Source organism: Pelorhabdus sp. sgz311002 (genome assembly GCF_056134285.1).
The window spans coordinates 712,121-736,283 of sequence record NZ_JBWBCL010000001.1 but is presented as its reverse complement, the minus strand read 5'-3'; the positions used below and the strand labels follow the sequence as shown (position 1 = coordinate 736,283).

The following is a 24,163-nucleotide window of genomic DNA, read 5'->3' as shown; positions in this document are numbered from 1 at the left end:
GCCCATGAAGAGAAAATGAAAAAAGCATTGGAAGCTGTGCGTCGCGATATGGCTAGTATTCGTACAGGTCGTGCTACGCCGGCTTTGCTTGACAAAATTACGGTGGATTATTATGGTACGCCTACACCTGTGAATCAGGTTGCCAATATTTCTGTGCCGGAACCGCGTATTATTGTCATTCAACCTTGGGAAAAAACGATGCTTTCTCCTATTGAAAAAGCGATTTTAAAATCTGATTTAGGTCTTATGCCTAATAGTGATGGCGTTGTGATTCGACTGGCCATTCCTCAACTTACTCAGGACCGCCGTGCAGAATATGTAAAAATGTTACATAAGAAAGCGGAAGAAGGCCGTGTCGTTGTAAGAAATGTGCGGCGTGACGCAAATGATGCCTTGAAAAAGATGGAAAAAGATCATACTATTTCTGAAGACGAATTAAAAAAAGCACAAGATGACATGCAGAAGCTGACTGATCGATTTATTAAAGAAATTGATCAAGCCGCAGTAGTGAAAGAAAAAGAAATTATGGAAGTGTAAACAGTGTCTTCTTTAAATTTAATTGGCTATCCTATGACAATAGCTGTTCGAAAATTACAAGAAGCGGGAATTTCTTATTCTTATGTCGTAACTGAGCCGCCATTAGGACGCAGTAAATTAATGAAAGAAGATTTATATGTGTTGCGTCAGTGTAAGAGTACGGAAAATCATTGTGAATTGATTCTTGCTGCAAGGATAGTTCCTTCATATTTATAACCAAGCAGCAGTACCTGTGTGGCGGTTTGCCCTTAAGGGTGCTATCGTAGCTTTTAAACCCCCTCGTGTGAGGGGGTTTTCTACTCATCATAAAATTCAAAAGTTTATTGACGGGTGGTTTATGCATGTTAAAGTGGTTTTTAAAGCGAAATAAGACCTCGACAGAACTTTCTACGGCAATGGAAAAATTGAAGATGGATAGGATTCCTAAGCATATTGCCATTATTATGGATGGCAATGGTCGCTGGGCACAAAATCGTGGTTTGTTGCGTTCTTTTGGTCATAAGGCCGGAGCGGAAACACTAAAAAAGATTGTTCGTTTTGCTTCCGATATTGGGGTAGGTGCTATCACGGCTTATGCGTTTTCTACGGAAAACTGGAAACGGCCAAAAGATGAAGTTGATTTATTAATGCAACTTTTTTCTTCTTATCTTGATAATGAGGTTGAAGAATTGCATCAAAATCAAGTTCGTATTATATTTAGCGGCGATTTATCAAAACTATCGCCTCTATTACAAACTAAGATGAACGAGGCTGTTCAGTATACGGCGCAGAATCAAGGGCTTGTTTTGAATTTAGCGGTGAATTACGGTGGTCGGGCTGAACTTGTACAGGCTTTTCAAATTTTAGCTCGTCAGGTACAGGCTGGAACGCTTGCGATAGAAGCGATTACGGAAGAGAGTATAAGTGACGCCTTATTTACGAAAACTTTACCTGACCCGGAGCTTTTAATTCGGCCAAGCGGCGACCAACGGATCAGTAATTTTTTATTATGGCAGTCTGCTTATACCGAATTTTGGTTTACAAAAACAAATTGGCCGGATTTTACGCCAGAACTGTTAGTGGAAGCAATTCTTGACTATCAAAAGAGGGATCGACGGTTTGGCGGATTGAAAAAATAAAGTGGGTGTCAAGATGCTGGGAAAGCGAATTCTTACGGCCCTGATCGGAATGGCTTATACTGTGTGGGTAGTCAATTACGGACAGTGGCCTTATGTTTTAACCATTTTACTTATTACGCTGCTCGCATGGCATGAGTATTGCCGCATGCTGCTTACGCGAGAGATTCGTTGCAATTATTGGCTAGGCGCCTTCACAGTATTCTTGTTGCCAGCCTGCGCCTGGTTGGGAAATAGTAGTGAAATGATTGGTCTGTTAACTTGCGTAAATTTGCTATCACTGGCTCATTGTATATTATTTCGTGAAAAGTGCGCTATTTCCGATGTGGCCTTTACTATATTAGGAATCAGCTATATTGGGCTCACTTTTTCTCACCTTATCTTGTTGCGCTTTTATGACGAGAGGATACTTTGCTTTGGTAGTTTGACCTATAGCACCGCTTATTTATGGCTTGCGTTTTTAGGTACATGGGCTAGTGACACCTTTGCTTATTTTATTGGCTCTCGATTTGGTAAGCACAAACTTTGCCCAGCTATTAGTCCTAGTAAAACAATTGAAGGATCTATCGGCGGTGTTTGTGGTAGTCTCTTAGTGGTGCTGTCTTTTAGTGTTTATATTGGCCTTCCCTGGCTACATAGTTTAGCTATGGGGATTTTAGTCGGTGTTATGGCCCCGTTAGGTGACTTGGCTGAATCGGCTATAAAACGATTTGCTCAAATTAAAGACTCTGGCACGATTCTGCCGGGGCATGGTGGAATTTTAGATCGTTTTGATAGTATTTTATTTGCTGTTCCTGCAGTATATTATTATGTCATTGCCTTGTTAGGCTAGAGGAGAAACTATGCATACAATAGCAATTTTGGGAAGTACTGGTTCTATTGGGACTCAGGCTTTAGAAGTTATTTCTCATTTTCCGCAGTTGTTTACTGTTGTTGCCTTGACGGCGCAAAGCAATGATCGACTGCTGGAAGAACAGATCAATATATTTCGGCCTAAAGTAGCTGTTCTTACCGATGAAGCGGCAGCAAAACGGCTTTGCCAGCGCTATAAGGGACCGACGCGTATTTTGATGGGCGAAGATGGCTTGCTTGCTGCAGCGACTGAGACGGATGCTCAAACTGTTTTAACTTCGCTTGTAGGGTTTGCAGGACTCAAACCAACGATTGCTGCGATCAAAGCAGGGAAACATATTGCTTTAGCGAATAAAGAAACACTGGTAGCTGCTGGTGAATTTGTCACAGCCTTAGCGAAGCAGCACTCTGTAAAGCTTTTGCCTGTGGATAGTGAACATAGTGCAATTTTTCAATGCTTGCAGGGCCTAGGAGAAAATCGGCTTCATAAAATTTTTCTCACTGCTTCCGGCGGTCCGTTTCGAAACTCTACGATGACAGAATTGCAATCTGTTACAGTGGAGAAGTGCCTGTGTCATCCAAATTGGAATATGGGTCCGAAGGTAACGATAGATTCTTCAACACTAGCCAATAAAGGGTTGGAAGTGATTGAGGCGCATTGGCTTTTTTCGTTGCCTTATGATGACATTGATGTAGTAGTTCATCCGCAAAGTATTGTTCATTCGATGATTCAGACCATCGATGGATCGGTTATAGCACAGCTGGGACAACCTGATATGAGATTGCCTATTCAATATGCTTTTTCTTATCCTGCGCGGTTACCAGGGCATTATCCCCAGCTTGATTTTCGCCAAGCTTTATCATTAACTTTTGAACAACCTGATTTAATTCGATTTCCCGCATTAAAGCTGGCTTATGAAGCAGGACGGCAGGGAAAGTCTTATCCTTGTGTTTTTAATGCTGCCAATGAAATTGCCGTTCAGGCTTTTGTAGCTGGTAAAATTCCTTATTTAGCCATTGCCTCACTCATTGAAGCAACATTAGCAGCGCATCAGGGAATGTCTGAATGGTCGATCGACGGTGTGTTTGTTGCTGATGCTTGGGCTAGAGAGCAGGCGGCAAAGTCTATCACGAAGTTTAGCTTGTAAGATTCATACAGGACATTTTAATAAGGTGGTGAATGATCTGTTGTCGATTACAGTTATTGCAACTGTTTTTGTGTTTGGTCTTTTGGTTTTTGTCCATGAGTTAGGTCATTTTGCAACAGCAAAATGGACGGGAATGCGTGTCGATGAATTTGCTATTGGTTTTGGCAAAAGTATTTTCTCAGTCCGTCGCGGTGAAACTCTCTATTCCTTACGCTTAATTCCGTTAGGCGGATTTAATAAGATTGCCGGAATGGATCCCGATGAAGAGCAAGATGAACGATCTTTTCAGTCTAAGCCGATTTGGGCGAGAATGCTCGTGATTGTAGCAGGTTCAGCTATGAATTTTTTACTGCCTGTGTTGCTCTTTGCAATTGTCTTTTTTTCCGCAGGCATTGATAAAGTTTCACCAGAGCCTGTGATTGGTTCGGTCATGGCGGAACGGCCGGCCGAACGGGCTGGATTTTTGCAGGGGGATCGAATTCAGTCGGTAAATGGTATGACAATCGCTACTTGGAGTCAGTTTGTTGCTGCGGTGCAAGGCCAAGCCGGTCAACCCCTTGAAATTACGGTTCTGCGCGATAAAGCTACTGTTACAAGAAAAGTTGTGCCAGAGTTCGATCCAAAAGGAAACCGTGGTGTTATTGGCGTGATGCCAATTATTGAAAATCAAAAAGTCGGCATATTGGAAGCGATGGGGCTTTCTGTTAAGCAAACCTATGTTGTGGCGAGCGGCATGCTTGTAGGAATTGGCCAAATGGTATCAGGTCAAATTGCCGCTGAAGTTGCTGGCCCAATAGGTGTCGCGCAAATGACTGGTCAGGTTGCGCAGCTTGGCATTTTACCACTGCTGCAATTTGCTGCTTTTTTAAGTATTAATCTTGGGCTAATCAACTTGTTTCCTGTACCTGTTTTAGATGGTGGTCATATTGTTACTTTGGCGATTGAAGCGCTTCGTGGTAAGCCTTTAGGACGACGTAGCGCTCAAATTGTGCAAATGATCGGTATGGTGTTGTTATTAATGCTTATGGCTCTTGCTACCATGAAAGATATAGCGAGATTGAATTTGTTTTAATTTCACAGATGGATGAGGGATCAGACGATGGAACGAAGAAAAACGAGACAGATTCACATTGGATCTGTTGCTGTAGGCGGTTTTGCCCCTATTTCCGTACAGTCTATGACCAATACGAAAACCGATGATGTGGCGGCGACAGTAGAGCAGATTGAACGACTTGCAGCTGCTGGTTGTGATATTGTTCGTCTGGCCATACCAGACCAGCAGGCAGCCGAGGCGATTTTCGCCATAAAAGAACAGACTGTTTTACCGTTAATTGCTGATATTCATTTTGATCATAAGCTGGCGCTCACTGTCATTGAGCGAGGAATTGACGGTCTAAGAATTAATCCTGGTAACATTGGCGATCAAACGAAGGTCAAAGCAGTTACCAAAGCGGCAAAACAAGCGGGAATCCCCATTCGAATCGGGGTTAATGCTGGATCGCTTGATAAAAAACTCTTAGCAAAGCATGGCGGTCATCCTACAGCTGCAGCGCTAGTTGAGAGCGCTCTAGAACATATTCGTTTGTTGGAACAGGAAGACTTTTACGATATAAAGATATCTTTAAAGGCCCATGATGTTCCGCTGACAATGGCGGCTTACCGTCTAATGGCAGAGACCAGTAGTTATCCGTTGCATCTTGGCGTAACGGAAGCTGGTACGTATCAATCTGGTCTTGTTAAGTCGGCCATCGGCATTGGCGGTCTATTGTCAGAAGGAATTGGTGATACACTTCGTGTTTCCTTAACAGGCGATCCTGTTGTAGAAGTGAAAGCAGGTAATGAAATTTTAAAAGCCCTTGGTCTTAAAGAATATGGACCGACACTGATTTCTTGTCCTACCTGCGGTCGTTGTAATATTGAATTGGCACCGATTGCGGCTCAAGTAGAAGAGTATCTTGCTACAGTGAAAAAACCGCTCAAAGTTGCGGTAATGGGTTGTGTTGTAAATGGTCCGGGTGAAGCCAAAGAAGCTGATATAGGTATTGCTGGCGGTAAAGGCGAAGGGCTGTTGTTTGTAAAAGGCGAGATTGTACGAAAAGTACCGGAAACGGAACTTCTGAGTGCTTTGTTTGCTGAAATAGATAAGATGGTTTAATAGTAGGGAGGATATACGATGTTAGCATCAAGACTTTATGCGCCGACACTTAGAGAAACACCGGCCGAAGCGGAGATTATCAGTCACAAGCTAATGCTGCGGGCTGGCATGATTCGTAAAGCGGCAGGCGGTGTATATACTTATTTGCCTTTAGCGCTTCGCGTGCTAAAAAAAATCGAAGCAATTATTCGGGAAGAAATGGATGAAGCAGGCGGTCAAGAACTCTTAATGCCGATTATTCAACCAGCGGAACTGTGGAAAGAATCGGGCCGTTGGGATGTGTATGGCGATGAGATGTTCCGGTTAAAAGATCGTCATAATCGCGATTTTTGCTTGGGACCAACCCATGAAGAAATTATTACTACATTGGTACGAGCGGAAGTCAAGTCTTATCGACAACTTCCTGTTATGCTCTATCAAATTCAAAATAAATATCGTGATGAAATTCGGCCACGTTTTGGTTTAATGCGGGGACGCGAGTTTATCATGAAGGATCTTTATTCTTTTGATCGTGATGAAGCGGGGCTTGATGTAAGTTATCAGAAAATGTATGATGCTTATACGCGAATTTTCACACGCTGCGGCCTCACTTTCCGTCCGGTTGAGGCTGACTCGGGGCAAATTGGCGGTAGTGGTTCTCACGAATTTATGGTGCTAGCAGAAGCGGGGGAAGCAGCGATTGCTTTTTGTTCTGCTTGCGATTATGCAGCTAATGTAGAAAAAGCCGAGCTGGCGGCGCTATCTGCTCCTGATGAAACAACTGAAGCACTTGTGGCTGTTGCTACACCGGCGCAAAAAACAATTGCTGAAGTTTGTGCCTTTTTACAGGTTTCACCAGAGCAAACGATTAAGTCGCTTGCTTATCAGACGGAAAAAGGTGAACTAATCGTTGCTTTAGTGCGTGGCGACCATACGGTCAATGAAGTGAAATTGCAAAATGCAGTGGGGTGCATTGATCTTACTTTGGCATCTGACGAGGCGATTGTAAATAAGCTCCATAGTTCAGCGGGCTTTTTAGGACCTGTAGGACTTAAAGATGTAACCATTGTGGCCGATCCTACTGTGATGAACTTGAAAAATGCGGTTTGTGGCGCCAATGAAGTAGATAAACATTATCGCAACGTCAATCCAACACGGGATTTTACGGCAGCTATTGTGAAAGATATTCGTTTGATTGCGGCTGGCGATCCTTGTCCGCGTTGTGGTGCACCGGTGAAAACGGCTCGCGGCATTGAGGCAGGACAGGTGTTCAAGCTCTTTACGAAATACAGTGAGTCCCTTGATGCTACCTATATTGACGAAAACGGTAAATCAAAACCGATGGTTATGGGCTGCTACGGTATTGGCGTTAGCCGAACTATGGCTGCAGCGATTGAACAGCATAATGATGAATATGGCATTATTTGGCCTGTGCCGATTGCCCCGTATCATGCTGTTGTTGTTCCCGTCAATGTCAAAGATGCCGAGCAAGTCGCTTTTGCTAAAACGGTTTATGAAACTTTGCAAAAGGCTGGGATTGAAACGGTTCTTGATGATCGTGCCGAACGGCCTGGTGTGAAATTTAAAGATGCTGATCTGATTGGTTATCCTTTAAAAATTACCGTAGGACCTAAGACTTTAGCCGAAGGCAAACTGGAAGTGAAAGTACGCCGCACTGGCGAACAGCATTTCTTTGATGCTTCGAATTATTTAGAGGCTGTAAAAACTTTACTGCAAGGGCTGTAAGAAAAGGAAAAGGCAGTGGTGCGTGATGCTCACACTGCCTTTTTTTAATCACAAGTAAAAAAATATGATACAATAATCATAAAGCGAAATGATAGATTTTAAACAGTGGAGAGGAGCCTATGCATACGTATTGTGTAATTCCAGATCAGCAGCACGCAGAGCAGTTTTTTGCTTTCGTAGACACCTTGCCGGCTTCTGATGCTGATAAAGAAATCTTTTGTCAAAGCACGATTCAGAAAGTCGAAGTGGATACAATCAAAGGAGGTTGGAACGTTTTTCTATGTAATCGCCAAACTGTTTCGACTGCCTTATTAGAACAAGCGAAAGCCTATTTGACAGAAAACTGCGGTCTTGCTTATGTCAATTTTACCTTTATGCCAGTTGTCAAAGTGACTTTGTCTGAATATGTGGAACAAGAATGGGAAAAAGTCGTTCAACAACTGGCGCAGCGTGACTTAGGTTTAAAGCATTTACTCATGTCGGCAGAGCGCCGTGTAAAGGGAAATCGCCTGCTCTTAGAGACAAGTGGCCAGATGACAGCTTACATGTTAGAGAAAAATCAGGTGCAGTTACGACTGGAAAAATTCTTTTTAAGTGAACTAGGTCAGTCTGTTAGCATCGACATTGCCTGTAATGAAAAAGTACCGCCACCTTCTGACGATGATTTTATTACGCCAGAGTATTTGGAAGCCATACAAGGACATTTGCAAGAAGCGGATAGTAAGAAAGAAGACAGTCCGTTAATTTTCGGTAAGAATTTTAAAGATACATCGGTACCAATTCATGAAATTCAGGAAGAGCAGCGCAATGTGGTCCTTTCGGGTCAAATTGTTAACTTTGATCTAAAAGAGCTTCGTTCGGGCCGGTTTTTATTGACCTTTGATCTGGCTGATGATACAGACGGAATCAGCGGCAAAGCATTTTTTGATACGAAAGAACAGTATGAAAAAGTGGCGGCTGCCCTAAAAAAAGGAATGGCTGTAAAAGTAAAAGGATCTGTACAATATGATAAATTTGCCTTGGAGTTAGTGCTCTTTGCCGATAGCCTTTGTCGCGGCACCGCTAAGGTCAAGCGTTCTGATGAAGCCGCTGAAAAAAGAGTGGAACTTCATGCTCATACTAGAATGAGTACGCTCGATGGTGTTGCTTCGGTAAAAAGTCTGGTGCAGACAGCTGCTGATTGGGGACATCCAGCTATTGCGATTACAGATCATGGCGTCGTACAAGCTTTTCCAGAAGCACAGGAAGTGGCTGAAAAAGCGGGGATAAAGATTATCTATGGGATGGAAGGCTATCTTTGCGAGGAAGATATTACGAAATCAAATCATGTTATTATTTTGGCGAAAAACTTGATCGGTTTACGTAATCTCTATCGGCTAGTATCAATCTCTCATCTAAAATATTTGCATCGCAAACCGCGTCTTCCCCGCCGAGTCTTAGCCGAACATCGTGAAGGCTTGATTATTGGTTCTGCCTGCGAAGCAGGTGAATTAATTCGTGCTATTGTCGCTGGTGCATCAGAGGAAAAATTGTTAGAAATCGCTTCTTTCTACGATTATTTAGAAATACAACCAATCGGTAATAATGAATTTCTAGTCCGTCAGGGAATGGTGCCTGATCATGAAGGCTTGCGGCAGATTAATCGTAAGGTCGTAGAATTGGCTGATAAGTTGAATAAGCTGGTTGTAGCTACTGGCGACGTTCACTTTCTTCATCCTGAAGATGAAGTCTATCGGAAAATTTTAATGTGTGGTCAGCATTATGCCGATGCGGCCCTACAGCCGCCCTTGTATCTTCATACAACAGAAGAAATGCTGATCGAATTTTCCTATTTAGGCAAGGAAAGGGCTTACGAAGTTGTTGTCAAGAACCCTCAGGCCGTAGCCGCTTCGGTGGAAGTCTTTAAGCCAATTCCTGATGAACTCTATTCACCGCAGATTCCTGGTGCAGAAGAAGCGATTGAAAGCATGTCCTATGAAAAAGCTAAGGCGCTTTATGGCGAACCTTTGCCGCAAATTGTGGCTGATCGTTTAAAATATGAACTTGATTCGATTATAAATCATGGTTTTGCTGTTTTATATTTGATTGCTCACAAACTTGTAAAAAAATCGCTTGATGATGGTTACCTTGTTGGCTCGCGGGGATCTGTCGGCTCTTCTTTTGTCGCACATATGACGGATATTACAGAAGTAAATTCACTGCCGCCTCACTGGCGCTGCCCGCTATGTAAGCATAGCGAGTTTGTTACCGACGGTACCTATGGCAGTGGTTTCGATTTACCTGATAAGGATTGTCCCACTTGCCATAAACCGATGGCCAAAAACGGCCATGATATTCCCTTTGCGGTTTTTATGGGCTTCCATGGTGATAAAGTTCCTGATATTGATCTTAACTTTTCTGGCGATTATCAGCCTGTGGCTCATAAGTATACAGAAGAGCTTTTTGGTAAGGATAATGTATTTCGTGCTGGAACCATTTCAACGATTGCGGAAAAAACGGCTTATGGCTTTGTGAAAAACTATTATACTGATCGCGGCGAAAATGTGCGAAATGCCCATATTAATCATTTAGTTTCTGGCTGCACTGGCGTAAAACGGACAACAGGCCAGCATCCTGGTGGTATTATGGTTGTTCCGCGCGATATGGATGTGCACCATTTTACACCGATTCAATATCCAGCTGATGATAAAAATTCGTCGACCATTACGACACATTTTGATTATCATTCCATTAGCAGTCGGCTCGTAAAGCTTGATATTCTGGGACATGACGATCCGACAGTGATTCGTATGCTAGAGGATCTTACTGGACTTGATGCCAAAACGCTTCCTTTTGATGATGACGCAACAATGAGCCTTTTTTCATCAACAACGGCCTTAAATCTAACGCCTTCTGAGTTGGGTAGTACTGTCGGTACTTTTGGTATTCCTGAATTTGGTACGAAATTTGTGCGGCAGATGCTAGAAGATACGAAACCACAAAAATTTAGTGAACTTGTTCGAATTAGTGGTTTTTCGCATGGAACGGATGTATGGCTGAATAATGCGCAGGATTTAATTAAGGCTGGTACAGCGAAACTTTCAGAAGCCATTTCGGCACGTGATGATATCATGGTTTATCTAATTCATAAGGGCCTTGATCCTTCTGATGCTTTTAAAATTATGGAGAGTGTCCGTAAGGGCAAGGGCGTAAAACCTGATATGGTGGAAAAGATGAAGGCCAAGTCGGTACCTGACTGGTATATTGAATCTTGTCAGAAAATCAAGTACATGTTTCCTAAGGCTCATGCTGTGGCGTATGTTATGATGGCTTATCGGATTGCTTACTGCAAGGTTCATTATCCGCTCGCCTTTTACGCTTCTTATTTTACGGTACGAGCTGACGATTTTGATGCGTCGCTGATTTGTGAAGGTCTACTAGCTATTAAACGAAAGTTACTAGAATTTGAACAAAAAGGCAATACTTTAGCTGTGAAGGAAAAGAGTCTGCAAACGATCTTAGAAATGGCCTTGGAAATGTATTTACGTGGTTTCACCTTTCATAAGGTAGATCTTTATCGTTCTGATGCAACAAAATTTAGCATTGTTGATAACGGTCTTTTACCGCCATTGGCGGGACTACAAGGATTAGGCGATAATGCCGCTTTGCACATTGTGCAAGCCCGTGAAGAACGCTCATTTTCTTCTATTGAAGATCTTAGAACTCGTAGTCATATTTCGAAAACGATTATTGAGCTTTTGCGTTCGCAAAACTGCCTGAATGGCATGTCGGAAACCGATCAGATGATGCTTTTTGGTTGAAGCGGCATAGTTGTCACCGATGATCGTTTATGATATAATTACTAGAGTATGAAATCTTAGTTTTCTCGGAGAGTGGGTCTATGCCCACTCTTTCCTCTTATGGGTGATCAGTGATTTAACCAGTATAACAAGTGGCATTATTAGGAAATAATAATTGTAATGTTTTATATGGGGGTTATGAGTGAATGGCAAATGCAAGAGTTGAAGCACTTGTGGAAAGTCTGGTTGTTGAAATTATCCAAGGTCGTGACATGGAAGTCGTTGACGTAGAATATGTAAAAGAACGGGATTGGTTTTTGCGTGTTTATCTTGATAAGCCTGGCGGTGTTGAACTAGAAGACTGCCAATTTGTTAGTGAACAGCTCGAAAATAAACTTGATGAGCTAGACCCTATTCCGGAAAGTTACTATTTGGAAGTTTCTTCACCCGGTCTTGATCGGCAACTGCGAAAAGAGCGGGATTTTGTTCGTCATAAAGGCGATAAGGTAACTGTTCATACTTTTGCGCCGCTCGATGGGCAAAAAAGTTTTGATGGAATTCTGCTTGGCTTGGAAGATGGCTGCATTTTGCTAGACCTTGATGGTGAACGTCGCTCTTTTCCCAAAGACAAGGTTTCGCAAGTTAGATTGTACATTGAATTTTAGAGGAAAATTAAATAGGGGGAAAAATAATGAATGCAGAGTTTATGCAGGCTTTTGAAGAATTAGGAAGGGAGAAGGGAATTGCTCCTGTGGTGCTGTTTGATGCCATTGAAGCGGCGTTAATTTCTGCTTATAAACGAAATTTCGGTTCAGCTCAGAATGTGCGCGTGTCATTAGATCGAGTGACTGGCGAGATTCATGTATATGCTCGTAAAACTGTAGTGGAAGCAGTAAAAGATGAGCGTCTGGAGATTGACTTGAAAGATGCCAGAGCTATGGACTGGCGTTATGAGCTAGAAGACGTAGTTGAAATTGAAGTGACGCCGAAAAATTTTGGTCGTATTGCGGCTCAAACAGCTAAACAAGTCGTAGTACAACGGATTCGTGAAGCGGAACGGGGCATTATTTACGAAGAGTTTTCTAGTCGGGAAAGCGATATTGTAACAGGCATTGTACAGCGTATTGAACAGAAAAATGTATTTATTGATCTAGGAAAAGCAGAGGCTATTTTGGCGCCGTCAGAACAGATGGCCGGGGAAGCCTATAAACATGGTGATCGGTTAAAGACATATATTATTGAAGTGAAAAAGACGACAAAAGGGCCGCAAATTATGGTATCTAGAACGCATCCTGGTCTATTGAAACGTCTATTTGAATTGGAAGTTCCCGAAATCCATGATGGCATTGTAGAAATTAAATCGGTAGCGAGAGAACCTGGTTTGCGTTCCAAAATTTCGGTTCATTCTCGTGATGAAGATATTGATCCAGTCGGTTCTTGCGTCGGTCATAAAGGCATGCGAGTACAGACAATCGTAAATGAACTAAAAGGCGAAAAAATTGATATTGTAAAATGGAATACTGATCCGGAAAAATATATTGCCAATGCTTTAAGCCCGGCAAAAGTTGTTTCCGTAGAAGTCAATGAAATTGAAAAAGTATCAAAAGTGATTGTGCCTGACTATCAGCTTTCTCTAGCTATTGGCAAAGAAGGTCAGAATGCGCGGCTGGCCGCTAAATTGACAGGCTGGAAAATTGACATCAAGTCAGAATCGCAGGCGCTGGCTGCTGAGGAGTAATCATGATGAAGCAAAAAAAGATACCGCAGCGATTGTGCGTTGGTTGTCAAGAGTTGAAAAACAAAAAAGAGTTGACGCGAATTGTTCGTTCGCCCGAGGGCGAAGTATCGATTGATCCGACTGGTAAGAAAGCTGGGCGAGGCGCCTATGTCTGCAAAAGCAAAGTTTGTTTAGAACAAGCTTTTAAAGGGAAGCGCTTGGAACGCTCGTTAAAACAAGTGATTGATCCGGCGGTGTATCAAGTATTGTTGGAATCGGTGGAACAAGAATGAATGTAAAAAAAATGTTTTCTTTATTTGGCTTAGCGCAAAAAGCAGGAAAAATTGCTTCTGGCGATGCACAAGTGCAAAAAACGGTCAAGGCAGGACAGGCCCATTTGCTCGTAATTGCGCAGGATGCTTCGGAGGCTACAAAAAAAGGCTATAATGATATGGCTTCTTATTATCAGGTGCCTTGTATTACAGCACTGACGAAGGTGGAGCTTGGATTGGCTGTCGGCAAGGGAGAGCGCGCTGCGCTGGTTCTTACAGATAAAGGTTTTTCTAATGCTGTACATAAGGAGTTTAGTCAAATGGGAGAGTAAGAGAAATTTGGGGGTGGCTCAATGTCAAAATACAGAGTCTATGAGTTAGCAAAAGAATATGATACAACAAGTAAAGTTATTATTGATATTTTAACGCGCAATAATATGGTGGCGAAGAACCATATGAGCAGCGTTGATGAGGCGGCGAAAGCTTTGGTTGATCGGACTTTTGCCAGAAAAGCTACACCGACGCCGACGGTACATAAAGAACAGACTGCGCCAAAACAGGCTGTGTCTAGCAATTCATCACAGGCAAGACCGCAAGCTGCAAATCGACAAGGACAAAATCCATCAGGTGGACGGCCGCAATATTCGCAGCAACAACGAAGTTACGGTCAGGGCAATCAGCCGCGCCAGCAAACAGGCGCTCCCGGTGTGAAATCGCCTAATAATCAGCATCAAGGCGCCTCGCAACAGAGCGGAACCTACAATAATCGGCCAAATTACCAAGGCCAAAATCGCGGTAATGAACAAAGAAATACAAATAATCGACCGCCTTATAATAATACACAGCGTAGTGGTAATACACAACATAGCGGTAATACACAACATAGCGGTAATACGCAACATAGTGGTAATATGCAGCGTAGCGGTAATACGCAGTATAGCGGTAATACACAGCATAATAGTAATACACAACATAGTGGTAATACTCAGCAGCAAGGTACTAATTATCGCCCACAGACGACAAATCGCCCTGCTGGCGGTAATAATCGGCCAGGACAGAATAATAGAAATAATGCGCCAGGAAATCGTAACGGGAATCAACAGTCGCGCAATAATAACTTTGCTGGCCGTGGACAGAATAACAATCAGAATCGGAACCGTCCCCAAAATAATAATCGCCATAGAACACATCAGGCGCCGCCAGCGCCCAAAATGGAAATTCCGAAACCAACCCATATCTTAGTAGGCGAACAGATTAGTGTTAAAAATTTCGCTTCTAAATGCAGTCGTGAAGCTGGCGAAATTATTAAAAAGCTCATGGGGCTTGGCGTTATGGCCACAATTAATCAGGAAATCGATTTTGACACGGCAGTGCTTTTAGGGGCAGAATTTGGTGTGACAGTAGAAGCTTTGCCGCCAGAAGTAGATCCGACAGAAACGCCGGAAGTCATTGATGATCCGAAAGATCTTGTGCCGCGTTCGCCTGTTGTAACTGTTATGGGCCATGTTGACCATGGTAAGACATCGCTGTTGGATTCGATACGTAAAGCGAATGTAACGGCTTCTGAAGCTGGTGGCATTACGCAGCATATCGGTGCCTATCAGGTGAATTATCAAGGCAAACGAATCGTTTTTCTTGATACGCCTGGTCATGAAGCCTTTACAGCTATGCGTGCCCGCGGTGCTCAAGTAACAGATATTTCGATTCTCGTTGTGGCAGCTGATGATGGTGTGATGCCTCAGACGATTGAAGCAATTAATCACTCCAAGTCGGCCAATGTACCAATTATCGTAGCCATTAATAAAATGGATCGGACCGGAGCCAATCCTGACCGAGTAAAACAACAGTTAGCAGATCATGGCTTGATTCCAGAAGACTGGGGCGGCGATACCATTATGGTACCCGTTTCAGCTCATCAGAAAAGCGGCATTCCTGAACTATTAGAAATGATTCTTTTAGTGGCTGAAATGCAAGAATTAAAGGCCAATCCAGATCGGATGGCTTATGGTACCATCGTCGAAGCACAGCTTGACAAAGGTCGTGGCCCTGTTGCTACAGTACTTGTGCAAAAGGGGACACTTCGCATTGGCGATTCCATTATTGCTGGTACCGCTCATGGTAAAGTAAGAGCTATGGTTAATGACCGTGGTGAAAAAGTAAAAAAAGCGGGTCCGTCTACACCTGTTGAAGTTTTAGGGCTTTCTGATGTGCCTGAAGCAGGCGATATTTTAGAAGCTGTCGATGAAAAAATTGCTCGTGGTATTGCCGAAAAACGATTGGCGAAAAAGCGTACAGAAGAAATGCAACAATCTTCGAAAGTTTCCTTGGAAGATATTTTCAAGCAAATTCAGGAAGGTAATTTAAAAGAGTTAAATATTGTTGTAAAAGCGGATGTACAAGGCTCTATTGAGGCGCTGAAACAAGCGCTCTTGAATCTGAAAAATGATGAAGTGCGTGTAAATGTAATTCATGCGGCTGTCGGCGCTATTAATGAATCTGATGTCATGTTGGCTTCTGCATCAAATACACTCATTATCGGTTTTAATGTACGTCCTGACAATAATGCACGTAAAGCGGCGGAAGCAGAAAAAGTCGATATTCGTACGTATCGCGTAATTTATGATGCCATTAATGATGTACAGGCGGCTATTACTGGTATGCTCGCACCTACCTTTAAAGAGAATGTGCTTGGTCGTGTGGAAGTGCGTAAAGTCTTTACGATTTCCTCAGTTACGATTGCTGGTTCTTACGTACTTGAAGGCAAAATCACGAATAAATCGCAAGTTCGAATTATTCGCGATGGCATTGTTATTCATGAAGGCGTTGTGGATGGACTGAAACGCTTTAAAGATGATGCGAAAGAAGTAGCAACTGGTTATGAATGTGGCGTTACTGTGGAAAAATTCCGTGATATTAAGGAAGGCGATATTATTGAAGCCTTCGTTATGGAAGAAGTAAAACCATCCGTCCAGTCGTAAGAAAGGAAGGAAAAAGTGATGGGTCAACTGCGCGTTGAAAAAGTACAGGAACTTATTAAACAAGAATTAAGCAAAATGATTCTCACAGAGCTGAAAGATCCCCGAATTGGCTTTGTTACCGTAACACAGGTAGAGGCTACAGGAGATTTGCGCAGTGCGAAGGTCTACTTAAGCCTCATGGGCAGTGATGAAGAAAAGGCTGCTACGTGGGAGGGCTTGCAACGAGCTCTCGGCCATATGCGTTCTGAAGTGGGCAAACGCATTCGCCTGCGTATGACACCGGAATTGACGCTCCATCTTGATGAATCATTAAATTATAGTGATCATATACAAAAACTTCTGTTGAAGATTAAGGCGGAAGAAGGCGGTCAATAAGATGAAGGTTACAGCAGCAAAAGTGCATGAGCTTTTTGCCGAGGCCCAGCATATTGTTTTGACGCCTCATGTGCACCCAGACGGAGATTGTCTGGGTGCAATGCTAGGTCTTTATTTTTACTTATGTCAACAAGGGAAAAAAGTAGACATGCTGCTTGACGATATTGTCCCGCCCTATCTTTTCTTTCTTCCCGGCCATGAGAACATTTTTCAGCCTGTTTCACCGGTTCAGGCGGATCTTCTTGTCGTCCTTGATGCTAGTGATGAAGAACGCCTTGGCAAAGTCAAGGAAACTGTGAAGGCACCAGTGCTAAATATTGATCATCACGTATCAAATACAGCTTTTGCGGACTATCTCTTTTTGGATACAGCGGCTTCGGCCACATCAGAAATTATTTACGGATTACTTAGAGAAACTGAAGCAGTTGTTTCGGCTGATATGGCTGTTTGTCTTTATACCGGGATTGCTACAGACTCTGGCTTCTTCCGATATACCAACACTTCACCGCAGACGATGCGTTTTGCTGCCGAACTGATGGAGGCTGGAGCGCAGCCCCATAAAATTGCCGAAACGCTAGAATTGCGTTCGGTAGAAAGTCTTACTACTATGGCAGATATTCTTAAAACGCTGGAATTTTTTGCTGATAATCAAATTGCTTTTTTGACGGCATCGCCAGAAGTTTTAGCCAAAGGCAGTGATCATACCGAGGGGCTAATCAATTATCCGCGAAGTATAGAGGGAGTAGAGGTTTCTGCTTTATTCAAAGTAGTTGATGAACAGACTGTTCGGATCAGTATGCGCTCTAAACACGTCGATGTCAGTAAAATTGCTTTGGCTCTTGGCGGCGGCGGTCATGTACGGGCAGCAGGGTGCACCTTTATAGGCACTATCTCTGCAGCCAAAGAAATGATATGTAAGCTAGCGGTTCGGGAATTGGAGAATAAGGAATGACAAGTGGGTTTCTGAATTTTTTAAAGCCGCCAGGTATGACATCGCATGATGTCGTTTCTTTTGTGCGGCGCACCTATGGTCTAAAAAAAGTGGGGCATGCCGGAACGCTTGATCCGGCAGCGGCCGGAGTGTTACCTGTCGCCATAGGGCAGGCTACACGCCTCATTGAATATACGGCAAATGCCAATAAACAGTATCGTGTTGAACTTACTTTCGGCTATGAGACTGACTCTGGTGATGAAGCTGGTCAGATTACAGCTAAAAGTCCTGTGCGTAAGCTCGGTGAACAAGAGATTCAAGCCGCTTTGGCTGCTTTTCTGGGCACCATTGAACAAACACCGCCGATTTATTCCGCTATTAAACAAGGCGGGAAAAAACTTTATGAACTAGCGCGGGAAGGAAAAACAGTCGAAGTGCCTAGTCGTAAAGTCGAAATTGAGGCAATTGATCTTCTGGCAGTTCAAGAGCAAAGTGTTTTATTTGATGTAATTTGTTCGAAAGGCACTTACATCAGGTCTTTAGGCAGGGATTTAGCAAGAAGCCTGCACATGCACGGTACGGTTACCTTCTTACTTCGAACTGCTGTCGGCGGATTTTCAATTGCTTCAGCTGCTACAGCGGAGGAAATAGCGAAAGAGCCTCTTAAATATCTTGTAGCGCCTAGCCAGGTACTTAGAGATTTGCCGATGTGTCAGCTAAATGATAAGGAAGCTGATGATTTTATTCACGGTCGCTTTCTTCTTTTATCTGGAGCAGTTGGTACAACTTACGCAGTTTTTACGAAGCAGGGAGACTTGCTAGGAATTGGCAAACAGTCGGATTGCGGTAAAAAGCTTTTGCCGCAAAAAGTTCTAGGAGCTGAGGAGAGACTCTAAGATGAAGATATACAAAAGTTTGGCAGATTTGCCGACGCAGCTTTCCCCTGCGGCCATTGCCTTAGGGACTTTTGACGGATTGCACATTGGTCATCGCCAGCTTGTGGAAAAAGTAATTACTTCGGCAAAAGAGTCAGGCGGAGTTAGCGTTTTATTTACTTTCAGTAATCATCCCCGCGCTATTCTTTTCCCAGATCATTCGCCAAAACTTTTAATGACCCAAGAGCGCAAAGCGCAGCTACTGGCAGATATGGGGCTAGATATACTTGTGACGATTCCTTTTACCGAAGAGTTTTTTAAAATTACGCCGCAGAATTTTGTTGCGTTGCTTGTGAAAAGCCTTCAGCCCTATTTAATTGTCATTGGTGACAATTATTCCTATGGCTATAAGGGACAAGGCAATAGCGAAATGATGCGTCAAGCCGGTCAACTCTTGGGGTTTGCCGTTGAGGTTTTTGCTATGGTTACGAAAGACGGTGCCACTGTTAGTTCTACTTTAATTCGCAGTTTGTTAACAGACGGAAAAGTACAGGAAGCTATGAACTTTCTTGGCAGGCCCTATGAATTGCAGGGGCTTGTCGTTACTGGTGATCAGCGTGGCCGTCTGCTCGGGTTTCCCACCGCAAATGTTGCGGTAGATCCAAGTATATTATTACCAGCTGACGGTGTTTATGCGGTAACTATGAAAGTGGCTGAAATGGTTTACCAAGGAGTGGCTAACATTGGTTCAAATCCTACTTTTCATGGTGAAGAGCGGCGCCTAGAAGTATTTTTGCTGGATTTTTCGGGAAGTTTGTACGGGCAGGAAGTTTCTGTATTTATGCAGGAACATTTACGCCAAGAAATCACTTTTTCAGATGTTAATGCTTTAATTGCGCAAATGGAATTAGACATACAAAAGGCTCGCAGATTTTTCTCTAAGGGCTAGCTTTACTTTTGCAGAGACCTATGCTAAAATAAGCAAGGATTCGAAGGAAACCATAGCGAGGGTCGTCGATTCTCCAGCGATGTTCTTGGCTATTGGCGATTCTAATGACTTTAAGGAGGCTTTTTTATTATGTTAACACCAGAATTAAAACAACAGCTAATTGAAACCTATCGTGTTCATGAAAGTGACACGGGATCACCGGAAGTGCAAATTGCAATTCTTACGGAAAGAATTAACTACTTGACGAATCATTTGAAAGAACATAAGAAAGATCATCATTCTCGTCGTGGTCTTTTGAAAATGGTTGGTCAGCGTCGTGGTTTGCTGAACTATCTTCGCAAAACTGAAATCGAACGTTACCGCACCATTATTGAAAAATTACATCTTCGCAAGTAAAAAAAAGCGGCTTAGACCGCTTTTTTATTATATGGGAAAGAATATGGCCTGTTTCCTTTTTCTCTTGTTTAATTTCTTGGAAACAGGAAATAATAAGAAAAATGTCGAAGAGATTATCTTTGGATAAAGAAATGGGTTAGAAAAAGAGGAGGATTATCGGGTATGCATAGTTTTTCTATTGAAATAGGTGGGCGTGAGCTGACCGTAGAGACAGGCAAGATGGCAAAACAAGCAAACGGTGCCGTTCTTGTCCGTTATGGCGATACGGCTGTTCTTGTTACAGCTACTGCTTCAGCAGCGCCGCGCGAAGGCGTTGACTTTTTTCCTTTGACAGTGGATTATGAGGAAAAACTTTATTCTGTAGGGAAAATTCCTGGAGGATTTATTAAACGGGAAGGGCGTCCTAGTGAGTCGGCAATCTTAACTTGCCGCTTGATTGACCGACCTATTCGTCCCTTATTTGCGGAAGGCTTCCGTAATGACGTACAAATCATTGCCACAGTTTTATCAGTTGAACAAGATAATCCGCCAGATATGGCCGCGATGATCGGTGCTTCCTGCGCCTTAAGTATTTCGGATATTCCCTTTAATGGTCCGATCGGTGGGGTGCGTATTGGTTTGATTGATGGCGAATATATTGTGAATCCTAGTGTGGATCAGCAAGCGAAAAGCGAATTAAATCTGGCTGTAGCTGGTACGAAAGATGCCGTTTTGATGGTAGAAGCCGGCGCTCATGAACTCAGCGAAGAAACCGTATTAGAAGCAATTATGTTTGGCCATAAAGTCATTCAAGAACTCGTGGCATTTCAGGAGAAAATGATGGCCGAAGTGGGCAAAGAAAAAATGGAAGTAAAACTCTTTGCTGTAGATCCTGAAATAGATGCGGCTGTACGTGCCTATTTGACAGATCCATTAACAGAGGCTGTAAAGCATCCTGATAAACAGATCCGCGAAGAACAGATTCAGACAGTGAAAAGTCAGGCAGCGGAACACTTTGCAGAAGTCTATCCGGAAAACGGCAAGGCTGTAAGCTATGTAATGCAAAAGCTCTTAAAACAAATTGTACGCCGCATGATTACTGTTGATAAAATTCGTCCTGATGGTCGTGCGCTAGAAGAAGTTCGTCCAATTACTTGCGAAGTTGGCTTACTCGCGAGAACTCATGGTTCAGCGCTCTTTACGCGTGGGCAAACGCAAGCCTTAACTTTGACTACTCTCGGCGCTTTAGGCGACGCTCAGATTTTAGACGGTGTTGGCGTGGAAGATTCGAAGCGCTACATGCATCACTACAACTTCCCACCTTATAGCACTGGCGAAACACGACCGCAGCGTAGTCCTGGTCGCCGTGAAATCGGTCATGGCGCCTTGGCAGAACGAGCCTTGTTACCAGTTATTCCATCAGAAACTGAGTTTCCCTATGCCATTCGACTTGTATCAGAAATTTTAGAATCAAATGGTTCTAGTTCTATGGCCAGTGTCTGCGGCAGCAGTTTGTCCTTGATGGATGCTGGTGTTCCTATTAAACGGCCTGTAGCTGGTGTGGCGATGGGGCTTGTAAAAGACGGTGAGCACTTCACTATTTTGACGGATATTCAAGGGATGGAAGATGCGCTCGGCGATATGGACTTTAAGGTAGCTGGCACAGATCAAGGGATTACAGCGATTCAGATGGATATTAAAATTGCCGGTATTACGCGAGAAATTCTTCAAGCGGCTTTGGAACAAGCCAAACGAGGCCGTATGCATATTCGTGGGAAAATGCTTGAAGCGCTTTCTGTACCACGCAGTGAGCTTTCTGCTTACGCGCCACGCATTATTACTATGCAGATTCATCCCGATAAAATTCGCGATGTAATTGGGCCAGGCGGTAAGATTATCAAAAAGATTATTGAAGAAACAGGCGTTACCATTGATATTGAAGATGACGGTAAAGTCTTTATTGCTGCTGTGCAGCGCGAAGCTGGCGATAAGGCTGTTGCTTGGATTGAGAATCTCGTACGCGATGTAGAAGTTGGCGGTATTTATAATGGCAAAGTAACACGTCTCATGAATTTCGGCGCTTTTGTGGAAATTTTGCCAGGGAAAGAAGGACTTGTTCATATTTCCCAATTAGCCAAGGAACGAGTGGCTAAGGTTGAAGATGTTGTTGCTGTCGGTGATGAAATTCAGGTTAAAGTCACTGAAATTGATCGTCAGGGCCGTGTAAATCTTTCACATAAAGAGCTTTTATTGCAGCAAGAAAAAGAACAAAGTAGCGAAAAATCCGAATAATAACAGAAGAATCAGCTGATAGCTGGTTCTTTTTTTATATAAATATTTTGCCTGCAAATTGTTTTGAATGGTTATTTTTTTCACAAATATTTAAAAATATAGACTATATAGATAAAAAGTTTTATAATGAAATTGTTGGATTACTGGTCTGACCATCAGGTCTCTTTCCTTAAGCGAATGATGAAAGGAGGCTTGGATATAGGGGAGAAACAGTTATAGAAAAGGGTATGAGCGGTCAGAAAGGCGTCTAGCATTTACACAGAGTGATTTATGGAAAATCGCCATCGTTTTTTTCGTCACAGATAAAAGAATAAGTGAGGGGATTCAATATTATGTGGCAAATTGTCCAACATCCGCTTGGCATTGGATTATCAGCTCTTGTAGCTTTTATTCCACTCTTATGGCTTTTGTTAAGTCTTGGCGTATGGAAAATGCCGGCTCATAAGACCTGCTTTATTGCTATGGTTCTGAGTATGGCTCTCGCGGCTCTTGCCTGGCAAATGCCAGTTAGTCTGGTAATAACAGGCGCTTTAGACGGAGCTGTTTTGGCTATCTGGCCAATTCTATGGGTTATTTTTGCAGCTATTTTTACTTATAATATGACGCTACAAACAGGGGCAATGGATAAAATTAAAGGTGTCATGGCTAGCTTTTCCAGTGACCGCCGTGTCCAGGCGCTCTTAATTGCTTGGGGCTTCGGCGCTTTTTTGGAAGCGGCTGCCGGGTTTGGTACTGCTGTTGCAATTCCAGCTGCCATCCTAATCAGTTTAGGATTTCATCCTTTTTTCGCCTCTGTCATCTGCTTGATTGCCAATACCGTGCCAGTTGCTTTTGGCGCTGTAGGGATTCCTGTAATTACCTTGGCTAAAGTAGCTGATCTTGATGTACTTAGATTGACTTTAGACTGTGCGATTCAGTTAACTCCTTTCGTAATTGTAATACCACTTGCGCTAATTTGGATTATGACAAAAAGTGTTTCCGGTTTTAAAGGGGTCACTGGTATGGCGATTGCTGCCGGGTTTGCTTTTGCCGTGCCGCAATTGATTATTGCCGCTTATATGGGACCGGAACTCACATCCATTGTTGGCTCTGTTTGCTCAATGGCTGTCATTGTTCTTTGGAATAAAATATCGCCGCCTGCTGAGGATTGGCGTTTCCCTGATGAAGCAAATACGGCGCAGAAAAAAGTTGTTTTTGAAACGACTTTTAAAGAGCAATGTATTGCTTGGTCACCTTATGTACTTTTATTTGTGTTTATTTTAGGAACGAACAACGCTGTTTGGCCGGCTGTAAGCAAAATGCTGGGAACCATTCAATCTTCCGTGCAGATTTATTACGGACCAGGCGGCAAACCTATGTCGATTGCCTGGATTTTAACACCTGGCACGTTAATTTTGCTAGGCGCACTGATTGGCGGCTTATTGCAAGGTGCTTCTGGCAGCGATTTGGGTGCTGTTTTCAAAAAAACCTGCGTACAACTTCAGAAAACAACAATTACAGTTGTTTCGATTGTTGCTCTGGCTAAAGTTATGGGTTATGCTGGCATGGTATCGGATATTGCCTTTGCTCTTGCCCAAACTACAGGCAGCTTTTATCCCTTTATTGCACCGATTATCGGCGCTCTTGGCACTTTTGTTACTGGCAGTGATACAAATGCCAATGTCTTGTTTGGTGCTTTACAAAAACAGACAGCGATTCAAATTGGCGCCGATCCAACCTGGATCACAGCTTCCAATACAAGCGGCGCTACAGCTGGCAAGATGATTTCGCCGCAAAGTATTGCTATTGCTACATCGGCGACCGGGCAAGTCGGAATTGAAGGCGATATTCTTCGTGCTACAGCTGGATATTGTTTACTTTATACGCTGCTGTTAGGGGCTTGGGTATATTTCGTAAACGCTACTCATCTCTTTTTATAAAAATCATAGTAGCTATGAAGATTTATCGGATAGGGATCAAATTTATTGTAAAATATCGCAAAGACTTGAATGAAGGCAAAGAATTTGCTAAATACTGCCTATAAGGCTCAATAAGAAGTTTTTTTGCCGAATTTCTCTGATAGACAAAAAATAGTAAACAAAGTATTCT

The 24,163-nt window shown here is 43.0% G+C and carries 21 protein-coding genes; all 21 read left to right on the top strand.

What is annotated here, in order from left to right; translation table 11 throughout:
* The first annotated feature begins 15 nt into the window (after positions 1–15).
* Positions 16–537, top strand: coding sequence for a ribosome recycling factor (gene frr / locus AC0NJP_RS03720; RefSeq protein ID WP_474038752.1), 522 nt, complete (start codon positions 16–18; stop codon positions 535–537).
* A 33-nt stretch (positions 538–570) separates the two neighbouring features.
* Positions 571–753, top strand: a complete 183-nt coding sequence (locus AC0NJP_RS03715) for a hypothetical protein (protein WP_474698807.1) — start codon at positions 571–573, stop codon at positions 751–753.
* Between the two features lie 125 nt (positions 754–878).
* Positions 879–1,655: an isoprenyl transferase gene (locus tag AC0NJP_RS03710; RefSeq protein ID WP_474698806.1), complete on the top strand. Its 777-nt coding sequence runs from the start codon at positions 879–881 to the stop codon at positions 1,653–1,655.
* A gap of 13 nt (positions 1,656–1,668) precedes the next feature.
* Positions 1,669–2,484: a phosphatidate cytidylyltransferase gene (locus tag AC0NJP_RS03705; RefSeq protein WP_474698805.1), complete on the top strand. Its 816-nt coding sequence runs from the start codon at positions 1,669–1,671 to the stop codon at positions 2,482–2,484.
* A 10-nt stretch (positions 2,485–2,494) separates the two neighbouring features.
* Entirely contained in the window at positions 2,495–3,652 is a 1,158-nt protein-coding gene (locus tag AC0NJP_RS03700; RefSeq protein ID WP_474698804.1) for a 1-deoxy-D-xylulose-5-phosphate reductoisomerase, read from the top strand.
* A gap of 40 nt (positions 3,653–3,692) precedes the next feature.
* Entirely contained in the window at positions 3,693–4,724 is a 1,032-nt protein-coding gene (rseP, locus tag AC0NJP_RS03695; RefSeq protein ID WP_474698803.1) for an RIP metalloprotease RseP, read from the top strand.
* Between the two features lie 27 nt (positions 4,725–4,751).
* Positions 4,752–5,807 (top strand): flavodoxin-dependent (E)-4-hydroxy-3-methylbut-2-enyl-diphosphate synthase, encoded by a 1,056-nt coding sequence (ispG, locus tag AC0NJP_RS03690; RefSeq protein WP_474698802.1) that lies wholly within the window; start codon positions 4,752–4,754, stop codon positions 5,805–5,807.
* An 18-nt stretch (positions 5,808–5,825) separates the two neighbouring features.
* Positions 5,826–7,532, top strand: coding sequence for a proline--tRNA ligase (locus tag AC0NJP_RS03685; protein WP_474698801.1), 1,707 nt, complete (start codon positions 5,826–5,828; stop codon positions 7,530–7,532).
* Between the two features lie 119 nt (positions 7,533–7,651).
* Positions 7,652–11,332, top strand: a complete 3,681-nt coding sequence (locus AC0NJP_RS03680; protein ID WP_474698800.1) for a PolC-type DNA polymerase III — start codon at positions 7,652–7,654, stop codon at positions 11,330–11,332.
* A 185-nt stretch (positions 11,333–11,517) separates the two neighbouring features.
* Positions 11,518–11,976, top strand: a complete 459-nt coding sequence (locus AC0NJP_RS03675; RefSeq protein ID WP_474038659.1) for a ribosome maturation factor RimP — start codon at positions 11,518–11,520, stop codon at positions 11,974–11,976.
* Positions 11,977–12,002: 26 nt separating this feature from the next.
* Positions 12,003–13,049, top strand: a complete 1,047-nt coding sequence (gene nusA / locus AC0NJP_RS03670; RefSeq protein ID WP_474038658.1) for a transcription termination factor NusA — start codon at positions 12,003–12,005, stop codon at positions 13,047–13,049.
* Positions 13,050–13,051: 2 nt separating this feature from the next.
* Entirely contained in the window at positions 13,052–13,321 is a 270-nt protein-coding gene (gene rnpM, locus AC0NJP_RS03665) for an RNase P modulator RnpM (protein WP_474038657.1), read from the top strand.
* Entirely contained in the window at positions 13,318–13,632 is a 315-nt protein-coding gene (locus AC0NJP_RS03660) for a L7Ae/L30e/S12e/Gadd45 family ribosomal protein (RefSeq protein WP_474038656.1), read from the top strand. The genes rnpM and AC0NJP_RS03660 overlap by 4 nt, the downstream gene beginning before the upstream one ends.
* Positions 13,633–13,653: 21 nt before the next feature.
* Positions 13,654–16,278, top strand: a complete 2,625-nt coding sequence (gene infB / locus AC0NJP_RS03655; protein ID WP_474698799.1) for a translation initiation factor IF-2 — start codon at positions 13,654–13,656, stop codon at positions 16,276–16,278.
* Between the two features lie 18 nt (positions 16,279–16,296).
* The gene (gene rbfA / locus AC0NJP_RS03650) at positions 16,297–16,653 is read left to right on the top strand and encodes a 30S ribosome-binding factor RbfA (protein ID WP_474038751.1); all 357 of its coding nucleotides are present in this window, start codon (positions 16,297–16,299) and stop codon (positions 16,651–16,653) included.
* A 1-nt stretch (position 16,654) separates the two neighbouring features.
* A complete protein-coding gene (locus tag AC0NJP_RS03645; protein WP_474698798.1) occupies positions 16,655–17,605 on the top strand; it encodes a DHH family phosphoesterase in 951 nt (316 codons plus the stop codon).
* Positions 17,602–18,480, top strand: coding sequence for a tRNA pseudouridine(55) synthase TruB (truB, locus tag AC0NJP_RS03640; protein ID WP_474698797.1), 879 nt, complete (start codon positions 17,602–17,604; stop codon positions 18,478–18,480). Before AC0NJP_RS03645 ends, truB begins: the two co-directional genes overlap by 4 nt.
* 1 nt (position 18,481) lies before the next feature.
* Entirely contained in the window at positions 18,482–19,408 is a 927-nt protein-coding gene (locus AC0NJP_RS03635; RefSeq protein ID WP_474698796.1) for a bifunctional riboflavin kinase/FAD synthetase, read from the top strand.
* A 129-nt stretch (positions 19,409–19,537) separates the two neighbouring features.
* A complete protein-coding gene (rpsO, locus tag AC0NJP_RS03630; RefSeq protein ID WP_474038651.1) occupies positions 19,538–19,804 on the top strand; it encodes a 30S ribosomal protein S15 in 267 nt (88 codons plus the stop codon).
* Positions 19,805–19,966: 162 nt separating this feature from the next.
* Positions 19,967–22,075: a polyribonucleotide nucleotidyltransferase gene (locus AC0NJP_RS03625; RefSeq protein WP_474698795.1), complete on the top strand. Its 2,109-nt coding sequence runs from the start codon at positions 19,967–19,969 to the stop codon at positions 22,073–22,075.
* Positions 22,076–22,407: 332 nt separating this feature from the next.
* Positions 22,408–23,994 carry an L-lactate permease gene (locus tag AC0NJP_RS03620; protein WP_474038649.1) on the top strand — a complete coding sequence of 529 codons (1,587 nt, stop codon included), beginning with the start codon at positions 22,408–22,410 and terminating at the stop codon, positions 23,992–23,994.
* Positions 23,995–24,163 lie beyond the last annotated feature (169 nt).